We start from the raw sequence: 15,344 nt of genomic DNA on the forward strand, positions 1-15,344 counted from the left end.
TATGATAAAAACATTATTGGTACTGATGCTCTCATTATTTTCTTTTACAATTTTAGCACAGAATAAAGAAGAAAAAGTTAGAGTAAGTCCTAAAGCAGAAGTAATGCAGGTAGTTGGCTTCACGGAAGTCAGAATAATTTACAGTCGACCGGGTGTTAAAGGAAGAGAAATCTGGGGCGGATTGGTGCCATACAACCAGGTCTGGCGTGCTGGTGCAAATGAAGCTACAAAATTTATTTTCAGTACGGATGTTTTAATAGAAGGTAAACTGTTGAAAGCCGGTTCGTACAGTTTCTTTGCAATTCCAGGGAAAAATGAATGGACATTAATTTTCAATAAAGTTGCTGATCAATGGGGAGCATTTGAGTATAATGAATCACAGGATGCTTTGAGAATAAAAGTTAAACCGGAAAAAGGGAATATGCAGGAATGGCTTACATATACGATTACCAAGACTTCTGATACATCGGCAATTATAAGACTGGAATGGGAAAAATTAAGAGTCCCATTTAAAGTTGAAGTTAAATTATAATTTCACTTTTATTTTTGTGTGCTCAATATCCAATAATAAGTAGATGCTAAGCATTAAAAATGGAAGTACCATTGTCAGGTATTTTTCCCAAACCTGATAAGAAAATGGCATTATTAATAAAAATAAAATCCATACTATTACTAAAATCATTTTCTTGTCGTAAATTTTATTTTTTATGTCAATGAGAAAATATCTTATTAATATCACATTAACATAGCAGCCAATAAAAAGTAATATTCCCAAAAATACTTTTAACATAAGACTGTTTTCTCCAAACACTTTTACAAATGCAATATTAGCAAAACCAACCGTTCTGATATTAGCCTGCATAAGTGTTGCTGCAGATGGTTGACTTGGAAATTGTAAAAATGTTAAGCAAATAATTACCGCAATACCGGCATTTAAAAAATTTAATCCGATACTTTTATAAATAAAATAAATAACTAATGGTAAAAGATAGACAACTGAAAAAGTTAAATAAGTATTTATATAACTGATATTATAAAAGTTTTTGGCAGGAACAATCCACTTCCGCATTCCACTTACCGGTAGAATATCTCCCCATACAAAAAATAAAACTAACAGTGGCAAAAAAGTTAAAACAGTACCAAAAATATATCTTCTATTTATTGGTTTTTTAATAAATAGATTAATAATTGAAAATACTATAATTGCTAATGGAAAGATGATTGCATATTGTCTACAAAGAATCGCAAGTGAACTAAAAATTAAAAATAAATAATACTTATCTTTTAAGAACAGAATAACGGCAGATAGAGAAAACATAATCGTTAACATATCTGTAAAAACAAAAATACTTGTACCAAAAAAGTAAGGATTAATAATAACCAAAAGTGAAAGAAGAAAAGAGTCTTTGTTTTTATTTACAAATAAGCTTATCAGATAAAAAACTAATTGCCAGGTGATTAACGCAATCAGTAATGTAAAAATCCTTAGGCTTTCAATTGTTGATCCAAAAATCTTTGCCCATAAAGCGTATATAATGTAAAAGAGTGGTGGAGTAACTTCGGGATAATCTTTTATTGTTTTAAACGATAAATCAGTTGTAAATAATTTGATAGTGTCGATTATATGTTTTTCATCGCCTCTTAAAGGACAATGAATTGCAATTATTCCAATTATTGATAATGATAATATAGAGAAGATAAACCAAAGCTGATTTGCGGAAAGTTTTTTCATCACAAGGTTGAATATTATGATTAACAAAAGATGGGACTGCCTCAAAAGTTATATTTGTCATCACGAATAAAACGAAGTGATCTATTTTTTGAACAAAACTACAAGATTGCTTCGTCTAAGTCTCCTCGCAATAACTATAAAAGAGACTTTTGAGACAGCTTCTCATCTGTTTTTTTAAGATCTGATTAACTCAAGTAACTCCTTTGTCTTCTCTTCCATCAGTTTATAGTTGCCTCTTGATTCAACATTTAACCGAATTATCGGTTCAGTGTTCGACATTCGCAAATTAAATCTCCAGTCAGGATATTCAACACTTAAGCCGTCTGTCTTATCAATCTTTCCATCAGAATAAATTTTTTCAATTTCTTCTAACTTTGCTTTCGGATTTTCAATTGTTGAATTTATTTCCCCGGAACAAGGATAAGCAGCAATCATCTCTTCAACGAGTTCACTCAGCTTTTTATTTTCTTCAGACATCAGTTGAAGGATGAGAAGGAACGGAATCATTCCACTATCGGAATAAGCATTATCGCGGAAGTAATGATGAGCAGACATTTCACCACCGTATATAGCATTTACTTCGCGCATCTTTTCTTTTATGAATGCGTGTCCACTTTTTGATTGAACAGCAACTCCGCCATATCTTTTCACAACATCCAAAGTATTCCACACCAATCTTGGGTCGTGAACAATCCTTTCGCCCGGATTTTTTAGAAGAATTGATTTTGCAAGTAAACCGACAATGTAATATCCTTCAATAAAATTACCTTTTTCATCAAAGAAAAAGCATCTGTCATAATCACCATCCCAGGCAACGCCGAGATCAGCTTTATTTTTAAGAACAGCATCAATAGTTGATTGACGATTTTCAGGTAAAAGTGGATTTGGAACTCCGTTAGGAAAATTTGAATCAGGTTCATTAAAAACTTTTATCAATTTTACCGGAAGTAAAGGTTCTATCGCATTAACTGCCAGTCCTGCACAACCATTTCCAGAGTTTGCTACAATTTTAAATGGCTTAATCTTAGCCGGATCATAAAACTTTCTGAGGTTGCTTATGAATTCTTTCATCACATCTATTTTTTTAAACGAACCTTTTTTTTCTGCCAAAGGATCAAAGGAGTTTGTCAGTATCATTTTTTCAACTTCATTCAAACCGGAACTATACCCAACAGGTACAGAATCGCGTTTTACGAATTTCATTCCATTGTATTCAGGAGGATTGTGACTGGCTGTAATCATTATTCCGCCGTCGGTATCAAGAAAAGGTGTTGCGAAATAAATCATTTCAGTACCGCAAAGACCAATATCAATTACATCAACTCCGCTGTCCATCAAACCATTTGCAAGAGCATCACTTAGTTCTTCCGAAGATTTTCTGACATCGTGACCGATTACAATTTTTTTAGCAGAAACAAGTTTGGCAAAAGCTCTCCCGATTTTGTAAGCAAGCTCTGAGTTTAGTTCTGAAGGAACTTTGCCTCTTATATCATAAGCTTTAAAACTTTCTAATCTTTCCATAAAAGTCTCCTGTATGAATATCAAAGAATTATTTTTCAGTGAATTATTTTTGGTTTTTTTGCTTCGTAAAAATAGTTTTACTTTCGCACGCAATTTAATGAAATATTTTTTGATAGAGACTGATTTTTACATGGACTTTTATCATGAAGGATATTAGTTTATCACCCGTAATAATTTCGGAGAGAGTTATCGCTACTACTGATACAGTCAAATGGCACTTCGCTAAATGCAATAATTCGAAATGTAACTCTATATTTCTCGTGCATCCTGACGAAGCACCGGGAGATTTAGGTTACCTTTGTCCAGATTGCAGCAGAAAGATAACAACATCTCACATAGTGCAATGTTCAAGCTGTAAAACAGTTTTGAACTTTATTCGTGTTGCACCTTATGAAGAGAAAGTTGTTTTTACGGTTCCCAAATGCTCTCATTGCATCGGAACAATTGAAGATGAATGGGAAGTTGAACCGTTATATCAACCAGATTCATATATCTGATTAGCAATCTGATAATTTAACTTATTATCATTCGCCCTGCGGAAGTGGATTATTCTATTCAATGAGTAAAGTCTATCCATTTATTCATTTATCAAAATATATAACCGCTCATCATCATTTCTTATCCGTAAGAAAAATTTTTTTCTTTATTTTTCCAATCGAATATTTATCAAATCATTAAAAACTAAAAGGAAAATCTATGTTGAAAAGATTATCTGATTCACTAAAACTTTTTTTGCTTGTTTCGATTACTTTGTTAGTAACAAGCTGTGCATCAGTAAGTACTGAGGCTCAAAGTAATTCAGGCACTACTATTCAGTCATCCGATTGGATGAATCTCGATACTGTGAAAGCCGGTCCTTTTGATACCGGTAAAATGTGGACATTTGAATTCCCGCCAATAGATTATTTTGAAAAGGAATATGGTTTCAGACCAACACAAGAGTGGTTTGATCATGTTCGAATGTCTGCATTAAGATTTGCAAATTACTGTTCAGCATCGTTTGTATCTGAGGATGGGTTGGTTATGACAAACCACCATTGTGCAAGACAAAGCGTAACTCAGGTTACACGAGAAGGTGAAGATTTGCACGCAAACGGATTTATTGCAGCAACACTTGAAGATGAAAGACCTGTTCCGGGATTGTATGTGGATCAGTTAGTTCTTATTAAAGATGTTACTGAGGAAGTAATGGAAGCTGTTGAAGTTGCAAAAACCGATGAAGAGAGAGTTCAGCTTGAAGATGATGTAATACAGAAAATTGAAGATCGTGAAGCCAAAGAAACCGGACTTGAAGTTGCTGTTACAAAACTTTTCAATGGTGGAAAATATTCTTTGTATGGTTACAAAAGATATAAAGATGTTCGATTGGTTTTTGCACCAGAAGATCAGCTCGGATTTTTTGGCGGTGATCCGGATAACTTTACATATCCAAGATACAATCTTGATTGTTCATTCTTCCGTGTTTATGATGAAAATGGTCAACCACTTAAAACTGAGCATTTCCTGAAATGGAGTAAAGATGGAGCTAAAGCCGGAGAAGCTGTTTTTGTAGTAGGTAATCCCGGTAACACTGATAGACTAAATACTGTTGCCCAGCTTGAGTTTATGAGAGACATTCAATATCCGAGAACACTTGAACTTCTGAACAGTCTTATTGATCTTTATAAAAATATGTTGAAAGAAAATCCTGAAAGGAAACTTCAATTACAGGATATGATTTTCAGTTTTGAAAATTCTAAAAAAGCATTCGAAGGAATTTTGAAAGGTTTAAGAGATCCGATTTTAATGAAAAGAAAAATCGATTTTGAGGAAACTTTCAAATCAAAGGTCAAAGCAAATCCTGAACTCAATAAAAAATACGGTGACCTCTGGGATAAGATTGCTAACATCAGAAAAGAATTAAGAGATGTTTCAAACAAAAATTTTGCTTTCGGTAAAAACAGATTTACAACTCCACAATATTTCTTAATTGCTGACCAGTTGATTTCTGTTGCAGAAGAACTAAAGAAGCCCGAAAGCGAAAGAGATGAACTTTATGTTGGCGAAGAACTGGATAATACTGTTGCATCAATTTTCCCGAAAGATTTTGATGAAAAAATGCAACAAAGACTTTTGCAGAACAGAATCGATGTAATGGTTAAATATGTGGGAATGAATGATCCTCTTGTTAAAAACTTTACCGGAGGTAAAACCGGAAAAGCTGCACTTGATTATATCCTTTCGAAGTCAAAAATAACAAGTGCAGAAAAGATTAAAGAATTGGTTAAGCAAGGTCCTGATGCAATTCTTAATTCCGATGATCCTTTCATTCAGTTTGCACTGAACTCAAAAGAAACAATTGAAAAAATTCAGAAGCGTAACAAGGAGTTACTTGACCTTGAAGACAGTTATTCATCTCAGCTTGGAAAAGCTTTGTTCGAAGTTTACGGAACATCTATTCCACCTGATGCTACATTTACATTAAGAATTTCTGATGGTGTTGTTGATGGTTTTCCATACAACGGAACAGTTGCACCTCCATTTACTACTTTCTATGGCTTGTATGACAGATATTATTCTTTCAATAAAGAATTTCCGTGGAATCTTCCTGATAGATGGACTACACCGCCAGCAGAATTAGATTTATCTACTCCGTTTAATTTTGTTTCAACCAATGATATCATTGGTGGAAATTCCGGTAGTCCGGTAATAAACAAGAATGCGGAAGTTGTTGGACTTGCATTCGATGGAAATATCCAATCTTTGCCTGGTAATTTTATTTTCAGAACAGAAGAGAACAGAACTGTTTCCGTTCACTCAAAAGGAATGGTCGAGGCAATTGATAAAGTTTATAAACTTAAGAGACTGAGTTACGAATTACAGAACAGCAAGATGATGAAATAATATCTTAACATTCACATTTCTTAGCGATGGCTGGCTTGATTTCAGGTCAGCCATTTTTTATTCCCTAATGGAAAGTTTATCTTTATTTTAGCAGTAGAATATCCACAACTTTTCGGAGGATTGTGATGAAAAAAATACTTCGGTTAAATACTGTAATAATCGTTCTATTCTTTCTGGCATCTTTATCAGTTAATGCTCAGAATCGCGGACTTGCACCAGATGATTTGTTCAAAATTAAAAGTGTTGGTGAAACAGCTTTCTCTCCGGATGGTAAAATGATAGCATACACACTTAATGTTCCGCGTCCTCTTAATGAAGAACCCGGAAGTAATTACAATAATCTTTATGTATATAATGTTGAAGACCAGCAAAGTGTAGGTTTATTAGCAAATAAAATTTCTGTTTCCTCGATACAATGGGACACCGAATCAGAAAAAATTTATTTTTTAGGAAAGATTGGTGAACAGAAAACGAATCAGGTTTACTACATTGATTCGGATGGCGGTTCTCCAAAATTAGTAACTACTGAGCAAACTGATGTACTAGCTTATAAAATAAGTCCCGATGGTCAGAAAATAGCTTTTATTAGACTTGAAGATAAAAGCAAAGGAAAACAGGAAATGCTAAGTCGTGGCTTTGATGCTGAAATTTATGAAGAAGAATTTCAGCATAGAAATTTGTATGTAATGAATTTGAACGATAAATCGGTAAAACAAATTACAACAGCTTCATCTGTATTTGAGTTTGAATGGTCATCAGATAGCAGGAATATTGCTGCTGCAATAGCAGATAAAAATCTTGTTGATGATTCTTACATGTTTAAGAGACTCTATGTTATTGATTCCGAAACAGGAATAAAATATAAATTGGTTGATAATCCCGGAAAGCTCACTCAGTTTTCATTCAGTCCTGATGGAACAAAGCTGGCATTTGTGTCTGCCTCAAGTGTAAATGATGCTGTCAGCGGAAGTCTTTTTGTCTGCGATGTTCCAAACACAAAACAATTCTCACAACTTAAGAATTATTCCGAAGGATTTGAGGGCTCAGTGATTATGGTAAGATGGAAAGATGACAATACTTTAATCTTCTCATCTGAGGAAGGAGTTGATATAACATTGCGGGAACAAAAGATTAATGAAAAGTCAAGTAAATTGCTTCTTGAACCAGGTAAAGTAGTACTCAGAAATTTTGATTTACTTAATAATGATGTTTGTTTTGCAGGCAATACAAAAGAACATCCTAATGAATTGTTTGTATTTAATCTTGAAGAGAAAAATTTAATAAAACTTACAAATCATAATAACTGGCTATCAGTTGTTAAACTTGCTAAGCAGGAGAAAATAGAATTCCCGGCAAAAGATGGATTAAAGATTCAGGGAGTTCTTATTTATCCTCTTAACTATGAGCAAGGTAAGAAATATCCTTTAATTACTTACATACACGGAGGACCTGAAGCTGCAGTTCAGAATGGTTGGGAAACAGGTTATGGTTCGTGGGGACAATTTGCAGCCGCAAAAGATTTCTTTGTATTTATGCCTAACTATCGTGCTTCATCCGGAAGAGGTGTTGAATTCACTATGATGGGTTTTGGTGATCTTGCCGGAAAAGAATTTGAAGATGTTATCGATGGAATCGATTATCTGATTCAACAAGGGTTGGTTGATAAAAACAAAGTTGGAATTGGTGGAGGTTCTTACGGTGGATACTTTTCTGCCTGGGCTGCAACAAAATATACAGATCGATTTGCAGCATCAGTGGTATTTGTTGGAATTTCAAATCAAATTTCGAAAAGAAATACTACAGATATTCCATACGAAGATTATTATGTCCACTGGGGATTCTGGACTCACGAAAATGAACAACTTGTTTGGGAAAGAAGTCCTGTTCGATATGCTCATCAGAGTAAAACACCAACTTTAATTTTGCATGGCAAAGAAGACCCGAGAGTTCATCCATCTCAAAGTCTTGAACTTTACAGAGCGTTAAAGCTTCATGGCAAAGCTCCTGTAAGGTTGGTATTTTATCCCGGACAAGGTCACGGAAATAGTAAGAATACTTCAAGATATGATTATCTGGTCAGAACACTCGACTGGTTTGAATATTATCTGAAAAGCGGTTATCCCAAAGACAGATTACCTGCAAAATATCTGGAATTTGATTAAAGTGTTTTCGAATTTTATTTAGCTTCGAGTATTAAATCAGTCACACAATTTTGTGTTGATAAAAAAAGCAATTTAGTTATCTTGCGGCGCAAAATTTTTAATAAAAATTGACGGGAGAATGAATGTTCGGTTTTATGAAAGTTGATGAGGAGGCAAAACGCATTAACTTCGACCGACATATTGAAGTTAAAAGAAAGAAAAGATGGTTTGATATTATTTTCTTTACTCTTTCATTTATAATACTAAACATAATTCTTTATTTATTAACTAAAGTATAATTGGTTATTTGATGAAAAACGGCTCAGTTTACATAGAGACTTACGGATGTCAGATGAATTTCGCTGATACTGAAATTGTTTTGGGCGTTCTGAAAAAACAAGGATACACTGTAGCTCAAAATCCTGAAGATGCTGATATAATTCTGCTCAATACCTGCAGCATTAGGGATAATGCAGAACAAAGAATCTATGGCAGACTTGGTAATCTGAAAAATCTTAAAACAAAAAAACCAGAGCTTGTTCTCGGTATTCTCGGCTGTATGGCAGAAAGATTAAGAAAAGACTTAATTGAAGAAAAGAAAATTGTTGATGTTGTGGTTGGACCAGATGAATACAGAAGGTTACCGGAATATATTGATATTGCTTTCAATGGTGATAAAGGAATTGGTGTTAAACTTTCGCGAACTGAAACTTATGATGATATTGAACCTCACAGAGAAGATGGTCTGTCTGCCTGGATTTCCGTAATGCGAGGTTGTGATAAATTCTGTACCTTTTGTGTTGTACCATTTACGCGGGGAAGAGAGAGAAGCCGTTCGCTTAATTCAATCGTTAAAGAAATTGAAGATCTTTCTGTAAGAGGATTTAAGGAAGTTACTTTACTCGGACAAAATGTTAATTCCTATCGTGATGAAGAAAATGATTTTGCTGATTTACTCGCTGCAGCTGCCAAAGTTGATCCTTCGATGAGAATTCGTTTTACTACTTCACATCCACAGGATTTATCAGATAAACTTCTTTATACTATTGCTGAGCATCAAAACATTTGCAATTATATTCATCTACCTGTTCAATCTGGTTCAAACAGAATTCTTGAGCTGATGAACAGAACTTACACGATTGAACATTATCTTAATCTTATTGATAAAGCAAAGAAGATTATTCCGGGTGTAAGTTTTTCAACTGATATTATTGCAGGATTTCCTACTGAGACCTGGGAAGACCATCTGGCAACATTAGAAGTAATGCGTCAGGTTCGTTATGATGGAGCTTATATGTTCAAATATTCTCCACGCGAAGGAACCAAAGCTTACAAAATGGGTGATGATGTTCCTGAAGATGTAAAGACAAAAAGATTGCAGGAAATAATCGATCTTCAACAGCAGATTTCGTATGAAATAAATCAAGGTTTAATTGGTAAAGAAGAAATTGTTTTGGTTGAAGGATTCAGCCGTAAATCAAATGAATTTTTATCAGGCAGAACTGATACAAATAAAGTTACAATCATTCCGGCACAAGAAAATATCAAACCGGGAGATTATGTCCGGGTAAAAATTAATAAAGCTACATCCGCAACTCTTTTTGGTGAATATCTTTCTCACATTGTATTTGAAAAGAGTAGTGTTGTTCTTAGTGCTTAATACATCTAATTTTCAGATGTTATAAAAATAATTTCTTCAAAAATGAATAGAATATTTTTCCCGATTATTTTCCTTTCAATTATACTCAATGTTATTTCATTTGCTCAGGAAGTAGATATTGTTCCTTATCTGAAGCAGATTGAAAAAGGTGAAAGTAAAGCAGTAAAAAATCTTCTACCAAAGCTTAAAAAAGATAATCCTCAAAGTGCCAATCTTATTTTTCTTGAAGGTGTATTAACCGAAAACGGTCAGGACGCGGTTTCCATTTACCAGGACTTTGTGGAAAAATATCCTAACAATCCTTATGCAGACGCAGCGCTTTACAGAATATATTCTTACTACTATGCTTTAGGATTTTATGAAACAGCCGGAAAAGTATTAAAGAATCTTACCGATAAATATCCGGATTCTCCTTACATCAAAATGGCAAAAAGTCAGGAAGAAGCAAAAGAAGAAACGGCTTCAACCGAAAAAACAGAAACAACAGAAATTCAAAAACCTGTGCAGGTTAAGAATGATTCTGATTATAAATTCACAATTCAGGCAGGAGCTTTTGTTAAAATTGAAAATGCACAGGGATTAAAATCCGAATTTGAATCTGAAGGTATTTACTGTGAAATGAAAGAAAAGAATATTGGTGGAACTACTTTTCATGTTATATATGCCGGAAAGTTTAATTCAAGAACCGATGCTGAAAAATTTTTACAGCAGTTAAATTCAAGATATAATCTTAACGGAAGAATTGTAGAAAAAGAAAAATTGTAATGTGCTTAAAATAAAATTCATTGGAACCGGCTCTGCAAAAGCTTCGCTTAAACGAAATTTCACTTCGTTACTGATAAACACTCACTCAGAAAAGATTCTTATTGATTGTGGAGAAGGAATCTCCAGAGCTTTGCTGCAACAAAATATTGAGTTAAACTCAATTGATAAGATTATAATATCGCATCTTCACTCAGATCATTTTGCCGGACTTGCAGGTTTGTTGACAAACTTCAAACTTAATGGAAGAACTAAACCTGTAAATATTATTTCTCATCAACTTAATTTATCCTTCATTAAAAATTTTTTATTAAGTTCTTTCATTATTCCTGAAAGAATGAATTTTGAAATTCTATTTGAAGAATTTTTTTATGAAAAAGAATTTATCATAAATGATGATTTGAAATTTCTTACCAGGCAGAATTCACACTTCGATAAGTATAAAATTTATAATGAAAGCTATAAGATTTCTCCTGCTTCACCATCTTTTTTGTTCACTCATTTAGATAAAAAAATATTTTTCACATCAGATATTGGTAGTGCCAATGACTTACTTTTATTTTCTGAACCGATTGATACATTGCTCTGTGAAATAACTCACATTCACTTGAATGAACTGGCAGACGCAATCAAGAAACTTAATCCATCATTTACTTATCTAATCCACATTCCTGATGAAAAAGAAAAGGAAATATTAGATTTTCTGGCTTCTCAAACTTTCGATAATGGTCAAATTGTCCTGACTTTTGATGGACTTGAAGTTAAGGTCTTTTGATTTATTACCTTCTAAAGAAACATTTAATATGCTATATTTACAGCCCGATTTTACAAAATGTCAGATTAACTGATGACGAGAGAACAATTCAAAGAAAAATTTGGAATTATTGGAAGGTCAAAAGAAATTAATGACCTTGTTGATATTGTTATGCAGGTTGCAAAATCTGACATATCAGTTCTTCTTTATGGTGAAAGTGGCGTAGGCAAAGAAGTTTTTGCTAAAGCAATTCACGGTTACAGCAACAGAGCAGATAAACCATTGATTAGCGTTAATTGCGGTGCAATCCCTGAAGGTATTTTGGAAAGCGAATTATTTGGTCATAAAAAAGGTTCATTTACTGGTGCAGTTGAAACCCGAAAAGGTTATTTTGAATTAGCTGATGGCGGAACTCTGTTTCTTGATGAAATTGCTGAAATGCCTCTTACAACTCAGGTTAAGTTACTTCGTGCAATCGAAACACAGGAATTTATGAGAATAGGAGCTGAAACCGTTACCAAAGTAGATGTAAGAATCATTGCTGCAACAAATAAAGATTTGCAAAAAGAAGTTGAAGCCAGAAGGTTCAGAGAAGATTTATATTTCAGATTAAAAGCTGTTACGCTTCATATTCCTCCGCTTCGAAATCGAAAAGTTGATATTGAACTCTTAGCTAATCATTTCGTAAAGAGTTTTTGCGAAGCAAACAAATTGCCTGTTCCTAAAATAACTGAAGATGCTCTTGATATTTTATTTGAATATCACTGGCCTGGTAACATCAGAGAGCTGAAAAATACTATTGAAACTGCTGTTGCACTTCATCCCGGAAAAGATCTTACTGCAGAAGCATTTTTTCATCTGATGCCCGAAGTTGAAGTTCATGATGATAATCGTAATCTTCCGGTATTCTTAAGAAAATCTCCTGAAGATGTTGACCGTGAGCTTATTTACAGAGCATTGTTTGAACTTAAAAAGGATATTCTGGAGTTAAAAGATTTAATTCTTAAGCAAAACAATGAAATTCGTTTACAGAAATCTCCGGATTTGGAGGAAATTATTTCGTTGGATGAATTAGAAAAAGAAGCAATTAAAAGAGCTTTGGAAAAAACCCGTGGAAGTAAAAGGAAAGCAGCTAAATTGCTTAACATCAGTGAAAGAACTTTGTACCGAAAGCTGAAAGAGTATGAAATTCAATGATATGCTTAAAATCAAGCTAAAGAAATTCTCATTGTTAATCTTATTGATTGCTTTAACCATAGTGTTTAATTTTACCGCGTGTTGTTCGTATTCATTTACAGGAGCATCTGTTCCTAAACATCTGAATACGATTGCAATACCAATTGCTGATGACAAAAGTGGTTCTGCAGAAATCGGATTGAGGGAATCATTAACACAAAAGCTAATTCAGAAGTTTATTGATGATAATTCTTTGCAGGTTGCCGATAGAGTGAATGCCGATGCAATCCTTGAATGCACTATCGTTTCATTTAATGATGCTCCGGCAATTGTTTCTGCAGGTGAAAATGTTACTTCGAGAAGAATCACAATCGGAGTTAAGGCATCTTATCGTGACCTTGTAAAAAAAATAACTGTTTATGATAAGACTTTCTCATCTTATGAGGATTATCCACAAGGAGGAAGTTTATCAGATCGTAATAACGCAATTGAAAAAGTTCTGGATAAATTAACAGAAGATATCTTACTTGAAACTGTTTCGGGTTGGTAAAAAATAAAGGAGAAAAAGAATTATGGATGATATAGTTTTAATTGGCTATTTCTTATCACTAACAATATTGTTTGTGTTTGGATTACACGGATTTATTATGCTGTACTATCACAAAAAGTACAGATATAATAATCCCGTTCCCAAACCACAGATTGATGAAAACGCCACTGTGACTATTCAGCTTCCATTATATAATGAATTATATGTTGCTGAAAGATTAATCAAAGCAACTTGTGAAATTGAATATCCAAACGATAAACTTGAAATTCAGGTGCTTGATGATTCAACTGATGAAACAACAGAAATTGTTGCGAACATCGTCAAGCAAAAGCAAGCTGAAGGATTTGATATTAAACATATAAGAAGAGGAACTCGTGAGGGTTTCAAAGCTGGTGCGTTGAAGTATGGACTTGAAAGAGCTAAAGGAGAGTTTGTTGCAATCTTTGATGCAGATTTTATTCCACACAAAGATTTTCTGAAAAAAACTCTTTCATTTTTCACTGATGAAAAAGTTGGTTTGGTTCAAACAAGATGGGAACATCTGAACGGTGATTATTCAATCCTTACAAAAGCTCAGGCATTAGCTTTAGATGGACATTTTGTTATTGAACAAACTGTAAGAAACAAAGCCGGATTCTTTATTAACTTTAACGGCACTGGTGGTATTTGGAGAAAATCTTGTATTGAAGATGCAGGTAATTGGCACGCAGATACTTTAACCGAAGACCTTGATTTAAGCTACAGAGCTCAGCTAAAAGGTTGGAGATTTGTATTCCTGAAAGATTTTACTTCACCAGCAGAACTTCCATCAGAAATTAATGCTTTAAAATCACAGCAATTCAGATGGACAAAGGGCGCTGTGGAAACAGCTAAAAAAATTCTTCCTTTAGTTTGGAAATCTGACATTCCATTAAGGGTAAAATTGCAATCAACTTTTCATCTGACAAACAATCTTGTGTTTCCATTTATTCTTTTAGCTGCAATACTTAATGTTCCATTAATCTTCATTAAGAACAGCGGCTCGCACGAAGCTTATTTTGCAATTATGTCAATTTTTGTTCTGGCTTTTATCAGTTCATTCCTGTTTTATATGTATGCACAGAAAGATATCAGAACTGATTGGAGAAAAAAGATTGTACTGTTTCCGTTATTTATGGCCGGAAGTATGGGTTTTGCAGTCAATAACTCACGGGCAGTAATAGAAGGGTTGCTCAATCGTAAAAGTGAATTTGTCAGAACACCAAAGTTCAGATTGGAAAGTGAAAAAGACTCGTGGATGGGTAAAAAATATCTGACAAGGAAAGTTGGATTTTCTGTAATCGTTGAGGCACTGCTTGCTATTTATTGTTTGATTGGAGTTCTTTCTTCAATTTACTTTATGGAATTAGCTGCAATTCCTTTTCAGCTATTGTTTTTCCTTGGATTTGCATTTGTTTCAATAACATCAATTAAACACGCTTACGCTTCAAATAAAAAATAAATGTTCAAAAGTTCGTCCGAAATATTTAATGAAAAGGTGAGTCTGATTTATGAATACAATAAACAGACTCCCCTTTTTGTTCGGATGGCAAACATACATCTCGAAAAAGATAATCCTCAGGAAGCACTTATTATTCTAAATGCGGGATTAATTCATTATCCGGATCATCCAGTTGCCATTTTCCTAATTGCGAAAGCTCATACTGCACTTGGAAATTATTCTCAGGCAATAAAGTTTTTAAAAAAGGGTAGTGAACTGATTCATTCACCAAAAACTTACGAATTTTATCTCCGTGAAATAGAAGCAATCAAAAAGCAAAAAATATTTTATGATGTTGATAAAAAATCTGATGGCAGACCAGATAAAGCTGAAGAAAAAGATTTAACATCAATATTCCTTACAGATACTGTTAAAAAAATTGCAGAAGAATTAAAAGAAGCCGAAGAAGTTTTAATTAATTCTGAGCACGAAAATTTTACAACTCCATCAATGAATATAATTGATGACAGTTTGATCCTTTCTGAGACTCTTGCCAAAATTTATGTTAATCAAAGAGAATATCAGGAAGCAATTAGGATTTATGAAAAACTGAAAATTAAAATTCCTGAAAAGTCCCACTACTTCGATTCCAAAATTGACGAACTAAAATTAAAACTTGAAACCGATCAGGTATAAATCATTCTAC

Annotated in this window: 14 protein-coding genes; 12 read left to right on the forward strand and 2 right to left on the reverse strand. The window is 33.6% G+C overall.

The features are described from left to right. Position 1 precedes the first annotated feature (1 nt). Positions 2-532: a DUF2911 domain-containing protein gene (locus Q0X14_RS13510; RefSeq protein WP_297839664.1), complete on the forward strand. Its 531-nt coding sequence runs from the start codon at positions 2-4 to the stop codon at positions 530-532. Here Q0X14_RS13510 and Q0X14_RS13515 read toward each other — a convergent pair. Next, a complete protein-coding gene (locus Q0X14_RS13515) occupies positions 527-1,732 on the reverse strand; it encodes a glycosyltransferase family 39 protein (RefSeq protein WP_297839669.1) in 1,206 nt (401 codons plus the stop codon). The two genes, Q0X14_RS13510 and Q0X14_RS13515, sit on opposite strands and share 6 nt — an antisense overlap. Before the next feature lie 174 nt (positions 1,733-1,906). Next, positions 1,907-3,253, reverse strand: coding sequence for a phosphomannomutase (locus Q0X14_RS13520; RefSeq protein ID WP_297839670.1), 1,347 nt, complete (start codon positions 3,251-3,253; stop codon positions 1,907-1,909). Between the two features lie 143 nt (positions 3,254-3,396). Between Q0X14_RS13520 and Q0X14_RS13525 the strand changes: the two genes are divergently transcribed. The 11 genes from Q0X14_RS13525 (at position 3,397) to Q0X14_RS13575 (ending at position 15,334) form a co-directional block, all read left to right on the forward strand. Next, complete coding sequence (locus Q0X14_RS13525; RefSeq protein WP_297839673.1) at positions 3,397-3,750, forward strand: hypothetical protein; 354 nt, start codon at positions 3,397-3,399, stop codon at positions 3,748-3,750. A gap of 199 nt (positions 3,751-3,949) precedes the next feature. After that, positions 3,950-6,136: a S46 family peptidase gene (locus Q0X14_RS13530; protein WP_297839677.1), complete on the forward strand. Its 2,187-nt coding sequence runs from the start codon at positions 3,950-3,952 to the stop codon at positions 6,134-6,136. Between the two features lie 125 nt (positions 6,137-6,261). Beyond that, the gene (locus Q0X14_RS13535) at positions 6,262-8,298 is read left to right on the forward strand and encodes a S9 family peptidase (protein WP_297839679.1); all 2,037 of its coding nucleotides are present in this window, start codon (positions 6,262-6,264) and stop codon (positions 8,296-8,298) included. A gap of 122 nt (positions 8,299-8,420) precedes the next feature. After that, positions 8,421-8,576 carry a hypothetical protein gene (locus Q0X14_RS13540; protein ID WP_297839681.1) on the forward strand — a complete coding sequence of 52 codons (156 nt, stop codon included), beginning with the start codon at positions 8,421-8,423 and terminating at the stop codon, positions 8,574-8,576. Between the two features lie 11 nt (positions 8,577-8,587). Next, positions 8,588-9,937, forward strand: coding sequence for a tRNA (N6-isopentenyl adenosine(37)-C2)-methylthiotransferase MiaB (gene miaB / locus Q0X14_RS13545; protein WP_297839684.1), 1,350 nt, complete (start codon positions 8,588-8,590; stop codon positions 9,935-9,937). Between the two features lie 42 nt (positions 9,938-9,979). Beyond that, positions 9,980-10,702, forward strand: coding sequence for an SPOR domain-containing protein (locus tag Q0X14_RS13550; protein WP_297839687.1), 723 nt, complete (start codon positions 9,980-9,982; stop codon positions 10,700-10,702). A gap of 1 nt (position 10,703) precedes the next feature. Continuing rightward, on the forward strand, positions 10,704-11,474 hold the full coding sequence (locus Q0X14_RS13555) for an MBL fold metallo-hydrolase (protein ID WP_297839690.1): 771 nt from the start codon (positions 10,704-10,706) through the stop codon (positions 11,472-11,474). Between the two features lie 72 nt (positions 11,475-11,546). Continuing rightward, the gene (locus tag Q0X14_RS13560) at positions 11,547-12,650 is read left to right on the forward strand and encodes a sigma-54 dependent transcriptional regulator (protein WP_297839693.1); all 1,104 of its coding nucleotides are present in this window, start codon (positions 11,547-11,549) and stop codon (positions 12,648-12,650) included. Then, positions 12,637-13,179 carry an LptE family protein gene (locus Q0X14_RS13565; RefSeq protein ID WP_297839696.1) on the forward strand — a complete coding sequence of 181 codons (543 nt, stop codon included), beginning with the start codon at positions 12,637-12,639 and terminating at the stop codon, positions 13,177-13,179. Before Q0X14_RS13560 ends, Q0X14_RS13565 begins: the two co-directional genes overlap by 14 nt. Positions 13,180-13,201: 22 nt before the next feature. Continuing rightward, the gene (locus Q0X14_RS13570; protein ID WP_297839699.1) at positions 13,202-14,659 is read left to right on the forward strand and encodes a glycosyltransferase; all 1,458 of its coding nucleotides are present in this window, start codon (positions 13,202-13,204) and stop codon (positions 14,657-14,659) included. An 84-nt stretch (positions 14,660-14,743) separates the two neighbouring features. Next, positions 14,744-15,334, forward strand: a complete 591-nt coding sequence (locus Q0X14_RS13575; protein ID WP_297839702.1) for a tetratricopeptide repeat protein — start codon at positions 14,744-14,746, stop codon at positions 15,332-15,334. Positions 15,335-15,344 lie beyond the last annotated feature (10 nt).

Origin of the sequence: Ignavibacterium sp. (assembly GCF_025998815.1) — a bacterium.
Taxonomy (GTDB): domain Bacteria; phylum Bacteroidota; class Ignavibacteria; order Ignavibacteriales; family Ignavibacteriaceae; genus Ignavibacterium.